Source organism: Microcoleus sp. T2B6 (genome assembly GCF_036700475.1).
Classification (GTDB): Bacteria; Cyanobacteriota; Cyanobacteriia; order Cyanobacteriales; family Microcoleaceae; genus Microcoleus.
The window spans coordinates 1-9502 of the sequence record NZ_JAUBOZ010000172.1 but is presented as its reverse complement, the minus strand read 5'-3'; the positions used below and the strand labels follow the sequence as shown (position 1 = coordinate 9502).

8 protein-coding genes are annotated in these 9502 nt (G+C 44.9%); 6 read left to right on the top strand and 2 right to left on the bottom strand.

The window, feature by feature from the left end:
* From QUA00_RS35235 to hppD, 5 genes are all read left to right on the top strand, one after another.
* A partial coding sequence (locus QUA00_RS35235) for a hypothetical protein (protein WP_333413168.1) occupies positions 1–294 on the top strand: 294 nt, incomplete at its 5' end.
* A gap of 22 nt (positions 295–316) precedes the next feature.
* Positions 317–1648, top strand: coding sequence for an APC family permease (locus QUA00_RS35230; RefSeq protein WP_333413166.1), 1332 nt, complete (start codon positions 317–319; stop codon positions 1646–1648).
* Between the two features lie 42 nt (positions 1649–1690).
* Positions 1691–3100, top strand: a complete 1410-nt coding sequence (locus QUA00_RS35225) for an NYN domain-containing protein (RefSeq protein WP_333413164.1) — start codon at positions 1691–1693, stop codon at positions 3098–3100.
* Positions 3101–3285: 185 nt separating this feature from the next.
* Positions 3286–3993: an SDR family oxidoreductase gene (locus QUA00_RS35220; protein ID WP_333413162.1), complete on the top strand. Its 708-nt coding sequence runs from the start codon at positions 3286–3288 to the stop codon at positions 3991–3993.
* A gap of 400 nt (positions 3994–4393) precedes the next feature.
* Positions 4394–5455 carry a 4-hydroxyphenylpyruvate dioxygenase gene (gene hppD / locus QUA00_RS35215; protein WP_333413160.1) on the top strand — a complete coding sequence of 354 codons (1062 nt, stop codon included), beginning with the start codon at positions 4394–4396 and terminating at the stop codon, positions 5453–5455.
* Positions 5456–5475: 20 nt separating this feature from the next.
* Here hppD and QUA00_RS35210 read toward each other — a convergent pair whose 3' ends face one another.
* Entirely contained in the window at positions 5476–6009 is a 534-nt protein-coding gene (locus QUA00_RS35210; protein ID WP_333413158.1) for a GNAT family N-acetyltransferase, read from the bottom strand.
* Positions 5990–8137 (bottom strand): diguanylate cyclase domain-containing protein, encoded by a 2148-nt coding sequence (locus tag QUA00_RS35205; RefSeq protein WP_333413156.1) that lies wholly within the window; start codon positions 8135–8137, stop codon positions 5990–5992. Before QUA00_RS35205 ends, QUA00_RS35210 begins: the two co-directional genes overlap by 20 nt.
* Before the next feature lie 613 nt (positions 8138–8750).
* On the opposite strand from QUA00_RS35205, the gene QUA00_RS35200 reads away from it, so the two are divergent.
* Positions 8751–9434, top strand: a complete 684-nt coding sequence (locus tag QUA00_RS35200) for an HAD family hydrolase (protein WP_333413154.1) — start codon at positions 8751–8753, stop codon at positions 9432–9434.
* Positions 9435–9502 lie beyond the last annotated feature (68 nt).

Genomic DNA, 9502 nt, shown 5'->3' with positions numbered 1-9502 from the left:
CTAGTTTACAACTCTAAATGCCTACTTTTCTTTGAATTCAGTTTTATTCTCTCGATCCTTTCCTTCAGGGGACTACCGCCTGTTCCACAACAGAAAAATATTTTTGTGGAGCAGGCATCTTGCCTGCTAGAGTTATGTTTTCAGAACAGGCAAGATGCCTGTTCCACAACAGAAAAATATTTTTGTGGAGCTGACAGGTTGCCTGCTATAGTTATGTCTTCAGGACAGGCAAGATGCCTGTTCCACAACAAACAGAAAAATATTTTTGTGGAGCTGGCAGGTTGCCTGCTATAGTTATATCTTCAGAACAGGCAAGATGCCTGTTCCACAACAAACAGACAAATATTTTTGTGCAGGCATCTTGCCTGCTATATTTATGTCTTCACCACTTCTGAAGCGAGAGTTAGGTGTTTTTGGCGCAACTCTCATGGGCCTGGGTTCAATCCTCGGTACCGGAGTATTTGTGAGTATCGGCATTGCTGCGGAAGTTGCTGGGCCGGGAGTGATTTTGGCTGTAGGTATTGCAGCTTTTGTTGCTGTTTGCAATGGCCTTAACAGCGCTCAATTAGCGGCAAATCATCCTGTTAGCGGTGGTACTTATGAATATGGCTACAAATATCTCAATCCTTGGCTGGGTTTCACTGCCGGCTGGATGTTTCTGTTGGCGAAAACGGCTTCTGCTGCTACTGCTGCTTTAGGTTTTGCGGGGTATTTTTTAAATGCAGTTGGTGTAGCCGATCGCACTTACCTGATCCTAACAGCTTTAGTCGCCCTCGCCGCCATCACTTTAATTGTATTGACGGGAATTAGGCGATCGAATATTGCCAATACTGCCATAGTCTCAGTTACACTTCTATCCTTAGCGGTGTTTGTTGCTGTCGGTTTGCCAGAGGTAAGGTGGGAAATCGCCACCGTACAGAATAATAGCTCGATCGGCTCCATCTTCCAGGCTACCGCCCTGATGTTTGTCGCTTATAGCGGTTACGCCCGCATCACCACAATGAGCGAGGAAGTGCGGGAACCGAGGCAAACCATTCCCAAAGCCATAATTTTCACTTTGGTGCTGACAATGCTGCTTTACGTCGGGGTAGCAGTAGTTGTCGCGGGCGCGGGGGGAGCCGATAAATTGTCTTTACAAACAGGGGGCACGACTGCACCTTTGGAAGTCATCGCCCGCAGTTTCCGAATTCCGGGAGTTTCTCAACTGCTAGCCGTCGGCGCAATTACCGCTATGTTGGGAGTCTTGCTGAACTTAATTTTAGGGCTGTCGCGCATCTGGCTGGCGATGGGGCGACGCTTGGATATGCCGAGAGTCTTGGCGCGGCTGAATCCTTCGGGGACAACTCCTTATGTGGCTGTGGTGGTTGTCGAAGTTACGATCGCACTTTTAATCCTCGTCGGCGATGTCAAAACCACTTGGTCATTTAGCGCTTTTAGCGTTTTGATTTACTACGCTATCACCAACCTCGCCGCGCTGCAACTTTCCCCCGCCGAAAGGCTTTATCCGCAGTGGTTGGCTTGGGTGGGTTTGGGGAATTGTCTGTTTCTGGCTTTCTGGGTGGAGAGGCAAATTTGGCTGACAGGATTGGCATTAATTGTCGCCGGTTTAATTTGGCGGGCGATCGTCCGAATCCCGGCGAGAAACTAGAAGTGTGATAAATTGAAACAGCATCCCGCATTGTAGAGGGCCATGCCCGATCGAACCCCCTTGCTGGCGACTCAAGAATCTCTCGCATTCAGCGCCATCAGTCGCTATATAGCTCAAACCCTCATTACCATTCAGGAAAAGCATCCCGAATGGATAGCTGAAAAATACAGGAAAACCCCCTGGGGCAAACCTGATTTTCAGTCAGTTTTGATTGGAAAATTGACAAAAAGTTTCAGCGTAGCCAGCGATACAGATTCCCTGCTGCTGACTGCGAAAAAATACCTGCAAATTCTGCTGGTTCCAGAATTCGTTAATTCACCTCAATTCAGCAAATTATCTGCCAAAATTCAGCAGCTAGCCCAATCTCAAACAGCACCAGCTAAATCAGAAAACTCAGTTTCGTCAGAACCTCCAACTCCAACAGCCAATCAACCGGCCCCGCTTCCTAGCGGCATTGCTATCTTGCTGCTAGATGTCGAAAACTTGCAACTCACCATCGAAACCGAAAAATTCCTAGAGGGAATTTGCCACTATCCCATCCAAATCAAAGTTGCCTTTGCCAACTGGCGCAGCATGGGCAAAAAAGATGCCGAATTTCACCAGCGCGGCTATCAACTCATTCACGTCCCCCCCGGCAAAGACAGCGCCGACTTAAAAATGGCTACAGTCGGCGCATCGATTTTCGTACATTATCCCACAGCCAAAGAGATTTTTGTCTGTTCGTCCGATCGCGCCCTCACTCACCTCAGCAACACACTGCAAGCCCACGGACTAACCGTATTTCAAGTCCGCAAACAAATAGATAAAATCATAGTTTTAAACAGCAAAACCGGACAAGTGGAAACCCATTCCCTCGTAACCATACCGGAAATTACACCCCTAGAACAATTAGTTATTCAACTAAAAGAATTAATCAAAAAAGAGCAAAAACGCACCTCAACTCAGTGGATAAAACTTTCTACTGTTTCAGCTTTATTTAAGGAAAATTACGGTTTAGTCCTCAATCAAGTTGTTGCCCATCATTTGCTTGGTACTAAAACCAGGGATATCTTTCTCAAATATCCCACAGATTTTGCCCTCCACAAACCCTCAGAAACTTCTCAAACTTATGTCACTCTTTTTGAAGTAAAACTGTCGCCCCCACCCCCAATACTCAACCAAGAAAATCTGAATAACCACCAGCCAGCACCTGCGAAGTTGACAGATATTAATTCTCTGGAAGACTTGGAAAGAGCTCTTGTCAAAATCGTTGGCGACTTAACCGACAACTCTCCTGAAAATTCTGTATTTCTCTCCAATGTAGGTAGCGAATTTCACCGACAATACGGCAAACAAATTACCCAAATAATTAAAGATTTTAATCTCGGTAGGAAATTTACTAAATTTTTGCAATCCTGCGCTTCTCTCAAGCTTAAAAAAGCCGAAAAAGGCTGGCAAGTTTCCCTCAATTAATTAAAAATTAAAATATATATAGCAATCCTAAATCATTGGTAAATTTCTTACTCCCTCCCCTTGGGTTCGGGGAGGGTTGGGGTGGGGTAAAAAATTTACCACTCCTGCAAGGATTGCTATAAGCATCCCCATTACTAGCAACTTGAGTTATTATACAATCTGGACGTAAAGAAATGTAAAGGGATATGCAGGACAAAGTTGTAGTTGTGGTGGGTGCGACTGGCGGCATCGGTTCAGCGGTGGCCCGCAAACTCGCTGAGGCGGGTGCGAGGCTAGTGCTCGCCGCCAGAGACAGCAGTAAGTTAGACGCTTTAGCTAGCGAACTTTCAGCAACAGAGGTACTGTGCGTGCCCACAGATATCACCGATTTGCCGCAAGTCGAGACGCTGATGCACAAAGCTGTGGAACATTTCGGACAAATTGATGCCCTCATAAACGCCGCCGGTGCCGGAATTCTCAAGCAGTGGAACAAGTTAGAACCCGCTGATTTAGATGCAATGCTTGACTTGAACTTAAAAGGCAGTTTTTACACGTCTCAAGCAGCGGCGAATGTGATGAAAGAGCGCAAATCCGGTCACATTTGCAATGTCATCGGGATTTTGGGCAAGCATTCGATGGCGATGGGAACCGCTTATTGCGCTTCAAAGTTTGGGGTAGTTGGTTTCAGCAAGTGCATGGCAGATGAGCTGCGACGCTACGGCATTAAGTTTACGCTATTCTATTTTGGCGGGGTGGATTCTCCGTTTTGGGATAATGTGAGTTTGAAGGTAGACAGGTCAAAAATGCTGAGTAGCGAAACTGCTGCAAATGCGATTATGTTTGCTCTTTCGGCTGACCCGCAAGCTGTGCCGATGGAGATTAATATTCAGCCGGAAAGTCATTTGTTCTTTTAGCGATTGAGGAGTGATTTGAAGGCCGAAGGCAGCGGAAGCTGAAGGCAAGAAAAATTATGATATTTTTAGGTTTGAGAACTTGTACAGCCCTTAATTATGTAGGTGCACGGGCTGGCGCACCTTACCCCTATAAGTAGTGTGTCAATCCATTTTTTTGCCTTAGTCCTATTGGCGAAGGCCTAGCGACCAAATCCAAGTTATCGCAGACACCGGGTTTCTTTTAATTGCCGACCTATTTCTGCCTTCAGGAAGAGTTAGGGTATTCAATCTTTAGGTTATTATTATGTGGGTACGCAATAAAAAGTATGAAAAATATCCATTACTCAGTCCGTCCCTTGCAGTTTTCCCTTGAAACTCAGCAGATTTTCCATTTTTCAGTTTCCATTTTCAATTATTGATTATGGAGTTCGATCGCATTCAATTTTACGTTGAAAACGCTAAAATATCCCGCGACTGGTTTGTGAGCCAGTTAGGCTTTCAATCAATAGCAGGTTATGCCAACAGCCACACTCACACTGAAGTTGTCAGCAGTGGCAATGTATGTTTTGTTTTATCTTCGCCCCTGACCCCCGCTAGTCCCGCTGCTAGTTGGTTGAAGTTTCATCCTTCAGGGATTGCCGATGTGGGTTTTCGGGTAAGAAATATTGAATTAGCGGTAGTTAGAGCGGCTGCTGAAGGCGCTAAAATCCTGGAACCGATTCAAGAAGACCTAAACGCAGGAGGCTATTTTAAGCGGGCAAAAATCGCGGGCTGGGGAGATTTAAGCCACACGCTTGTGGAGCGAATTGGCAGCCATTCACTGCTATCGGCTTCGGATAAGCTGCCGTTGTTTACCCGGATTGACCACGTAGTGTTAAATGTTGAATCGGGGGATTTATCAAGTGCTGTTAGTTGGTATGAAAAAATATTAGGTTTTCAACCGCAGCAAAATTTTGACATTCAGACTGAGAAATCGGCTTTGCGGAGCCAAGTTATGGTGCACGCTGAAGGTGGGGTGCAATTCCCGATTAATGAACCGGCATCAGCTAATTCTCAAATTCAAGAGTTTTTGAGCGCAAATCGGGGGCCGGGAATTCAGCACATGGCTTTGCAAACTAATAATATTGTGGGTGTTGTTGCCGATTTGCGATCGTGCGGTTTGCCTTTTCTGCCGGTTCCTCCCACATACTACTCCGAATTGCAGCAGCGGCAAAACTATTTGCCCGCCGATTGGCAATCAATTGCAGCTTCTGAAGTTTTGGCAGATTGGCAAGAAGATACTCCCGCAGCGATGCTGCTGCAAATCTTTACCCAGCCAATTTTTGCAGAACCGACTTTCTTTTTCGAGATTATTGAGCGCCGAGTTAGTTTAGTTAACGGCAAAAAGGTGCAAGCTGGAGGTTTTGGGGCGGGGAATTTTCGAGCTTTGTTTGAGGCCATTGAACGCGAACAAATGAAGAGGGGAAGTTTGATAGATGATTGATAAAGCTTCCACTTTTTTGGTCATATCCGCGTGTTAATCAGCACGGCGATATCTTTCCACCCGTAGGCAATTTCTTTGAGTGCAACTCCTGCTCTAGTTGTCTGCTGTTCATCTACTTTTTCACCTCCTAATAATTCATAAAACCTATAGGCTGAATTGTCTCCTAGTACCCAAACTAGCATCGAGTTCAAACTTAATTTTGCCAATTTTGTGGCAACTGTTCTCACGAGTTGCCGTCCGATTCCTTGACGCTGATATTCCTCCAAAATATAGATGGCAAATAATTCTCCTTGATATAGATATTTGCCAGTGCGCTCGCAACCACCCGCAGCAAAACCCACAATTTCTCCCGATTCATTCTCAGCAACGCACACAAAATTTTTACTTTTTTCTGCGTTTACCAGGATTTCTTGCCAATTGCTTTCTCGCTTTTCATAGGATAACTGTGCGAGGTAATCTGCTGGTACAATTTCCCGGTAAGCTGTCCGCCAAGTATCTAGATTAACCCGTGCGATTGCAGGTGCGTCAGCGATTTTAGCTTCTCTCACAATCATCAGAAAATACTCCTTTCCCGTCCTGAAATTCTATTTTCAAGTCTAGGCAAACTATACGATCGCGCCCTTCTAGTTTAGCTCGATACAGCGCTCGATCGGCCTGTCCAATTAACCCCTCAATCGATAAACCAGCAGCAGGTACAGTAGTAGCCATCCCCATACTGAGAGTTATAAACTTACTTACCTTGGAAGCAGCATGAAAAATTGTCGCCGCTTTCAAATCGCTGCGAATTGCTTCAGCTACCCGTATTGCTCCCTGCACATCAGTTCGCGGCAAAATTACCGCAAATTCTTCGCCGCCGTAGCGGGCGGCTAAATCTCCTGCCCGCTGAGCGTTGTTAGCTAAAATCTCGGCAACTTTTTTTAAACATTCGTCGCCTCCTTGATGGCCGTAATGATCGTTGTAAAGTTTGAAAAAATCGATATCGCACAAAATTAAAGACAGCGACTCTTTTTCTCGCTCCATCAACTGCCATTCTAACTCCAATTTTTTGTCAAAACAGCGGCGATTGGGAATTTGAGTCAATCCATCCACCGAAGCGAGCCGCTGCAATTCCATGTTAGCTGCTTGTAATTCTAATTTGGCTTGTTCTAAAGCTAAATTTTGCCGAGCTAATTCTTCACTTTGCCGTTTTTCTTGTTCATACAAAAATCGGATTGAAGCTTCAGCTTCGTACAATTCTTGCTCCGCATATTTGCGCTTGACAAATTCTCCTAATTGAGAACTTACCACCGCTATTATCTGAAGTAAATCTTGATCGGGCGGCAGTTCTTCCCGGCAAAAAAAAGTCATTACTCCTACAACTTGGCCCCTAGCGTGAATGGGGAAACCGAATCCCGATCGCAGTCCCGCTTCCTCTGCCAAGTGCGATCGCACGAAATTGCGATCGCCCACAAGATCGGTAATCCACTGCGTAGAACCGCTCTTGGAAACCGCTCCGGGCAAACCCTCACCCGCCGCCAAAGTAATCTGCTCGTTGTTTTCGGCAAACTCCCTAACTTCCTCCGCTGCCTGCCAAACTGCCACCCGTCGCAAACCAGCAGTTTCCTCGATCGGACAGCAAAGTGGCAGGTACCAAAGTGACTCTTTTTCAGATTTTATTTCCGCACCCAATCTAGTTTCTTCCTCCGCCTCTGCAGGCGTCCAAAGTTCGCCAAGATCCCACCCAAAACTTTGGCAAATAGCTTGCAAAATTCTCGGAGTTGCATTATCTAGAGAACTTGATTCTGATAGGATATGAGTAACAGCATACTGTGCTTCTTGACACTTTTTTATGCGTTGTTGCTTGGTAATGTCTTTGCCGATATAAACAAAATCTTGTATAACCTCGCTATCTGCATCCGGGCTTCCTGTGCTTGTCTCGAAACTAGAGCATGAAAACGCAACAATCAGCTTTAAACCTATTTTCGTTTGGCAAGCTACTTTTACTTGAGGCCAATATTCGCTTTTAAGTGCAGGAGGTAGCTGGCTGACTTTGCGTAACAATTCCTCCTCAGCCGTAATCATGGATATGGATTGGCCGATTAATTCCGATTCGGTATATCCAAATAATTGCTGTGCAGCTTGATTCACTTTTTTGATTTGGCCCGATGTTCCTGTTACGAACAAAACATCCCCTAGGGAATTAATAATTTTGTCAATATAATCGCCAGCCGCAGCTAAGTTCTCACCTTTAATACTTGTTTTTTTGGCAGCCTGAACGATGGTTTGCTGAGAGCTAATGCTATCTGTTACATCTTCGCATAAAATAATCAATCTGTCAGCATTGGCTTGTCCCTTATAACCAAAAATGTACAAATTTAGATACAAATAATATCCATCTTTGAGGACTCGGCTAATTGATTTTAACTGACAATCTTGCTGTCGTTCTTCAATAATATCTTCAAGAATTCCTTCCATTCCAATCAGTTCAGGAAAACTATCGCGCACGTCTTTTCCTTCGCCTACTTCCTCATGAATGTAGGCAAAATCTTGCACTTTCAAAGATATTTCTTTAATCTTAAGTTCCCGATCGACTGTGAGGTATTCAATCCTGCGTAAGGATAACAGCTTATAAAGAAGAATATTAATACTTCTGGGGCTGCTCTCTACAGTTAATGTTGGAAGCATCTCGTTATTGTAGAGCATCTCTCTCAAAGGTTAGCCGGTAAAGTTACATCAATTCCGGTTGCACCGGAATGATTGTTGACTGTTGACTGTTGACTGTAGAAGGAGGGGTGGAAAAACAGAATGGTTGAGTGTTAACTGTTGACTCGATTTTAGGATGCCGATGCAACCGGAAACGATATTAGTTGTTGTTTGGCTGCTATTTATCATGGGAATTTTTATACTGGCTGATGTCATCACCTGTTACCGCTAGCTAATTTATGCAAACAGTACACTTTGGATTATCCAAGCATTTTTTTGCTTGTTTTAAAAATGGGGCTAAATATTAATTAAACCCACTTTTTTTGAGAAAGCGCAGTCAAAATCAGCCTCGATTGAGGTAGAGATTTATGAACAATATGTAGCTGTTTACACTATTTGTGCGGCACATTTTAATTTTAAATTCCCCGATATGGCTGACAACCGCTCAAGTTGAGGAACAGCACAGTTTAATTCAAATGTTTGCTTTAATTAGCACCATTCCTATAGACCTTACCTCCCCAGGGTATTTGTGTCAATTTTTGTAAAGAAAGTGTTACCTTTAAATGATATAGTATCGAAGGATTTGTATAAAAGCTTAAAAATACTCTGCTAAATGCTGAGACTTATTACCGACTTTGACGGCCCGATCATGGACGTGTCCGATCGCTACTACCGAGTTTACCAGTATTGTCTGGCCGAGACTCAGCGTGAGGGGCAACCAGTGCGCGAACTCCCCAAGGCAGAGTTTTGGGACATGAAGCGCGCGCGGGTTCCCGAAACCGAAATCGCCATCCTCTCAGGATTAGACGCTGCCCAAGCCCGCGATTTTGCCCAGAAACGCCGTCAAACCGTCCACACCCTACCCTACATGATTTACGATCAACCAGCTCCCACCGCTGTCGAAACTCTCGAAAAGGTGCAGCGCGCTGGAGTAGACTTAGCGGTGATGACCATGCGCCGCGTTAGGGAACTAGATGAAGCCTTCAACCGCTGCAATTTAGGGCAATTTTTCCCAGAAAACCGCCGCTATTGCCTCCCCAACGATTACGTTAAAACCGGGGATGTCAAAGATAAGCCCCTGTTGATGGCAAGAGCTCTCGCCGAACTGCCGCCGGCTTCTGACACTTGGATGGTTGGCGATACGGAGGCGGATATTATATCAGCAAAAACGCACGGTGTCAAGGTAATTGGTGTTTTGTGCGGAATTCGCGATCGCACCCAACTAGAAATGCACCAACCGGATTTAATTGCTAACAATTTGAGTGAAGCAGTTGAGATTATTTTAGAGAGTCAGTAGTCATTAGTCATTAGTCATTAGTCATTAGTCATTAGTCATTAGTCAGTAGTCATTAGTCATTAGTCATT

What these genes read in the sequence shown, in the direction of transcription:
- QUA00_RS35230 (WP_333413166.1), top strand. Translation starts at nt 317, where the DNA reads ATGCCTGTTCCACAACAAACAGACAAATATTTTTGTGCAGGCATCTTG.
- QUA00_RS35225 (WP_333413164.1), top strand. Translation starts at nt 1,691, where the DNA reads ATGCCCGATCGAACCCCCTTGCTGGCGACTCAAGAATCTCTCGCATTC.
- QUA00_RS35220 (WP_333413162.1), top strand. Translation starts at nt 3,286, where the DNA reads ATGCAGGACAAAGTTGTAGTTGTGGTGGGTGCGACTGGCGGCATCGGT.
- hppD (WP_333413160.1), top strand. Translation starts at nt 4,394, where the DNA reads ATGGAGTTCGATCGCATTCAATTTTACGTTGAAAACGCTAAAATATCC.
- QUA00_RS35210 (WP_333413158.1), bottom strand. Translation starts at nt 6,009, where the DNA reads ATGATTGTGAGAGAAGCTAAAATCGCTGACGCACCTGCAATCGCACGG.
- QUA00_RS35205 (WP_333413156.1), bottom strand. Translation starts at nt 8,137, where the DNA reads ATGCTCTACAATAACGAGATGCTTCCAACATTAACTGTAGAGAGCAGC.
- QUA00_RS35200 (WP_333413154.1), top strand. Translation starts at nt 8,751, where the DNA reads ATGCTGAGACTTATTACCGACTTTGACGGCCCGATCATGGACGTGTCC.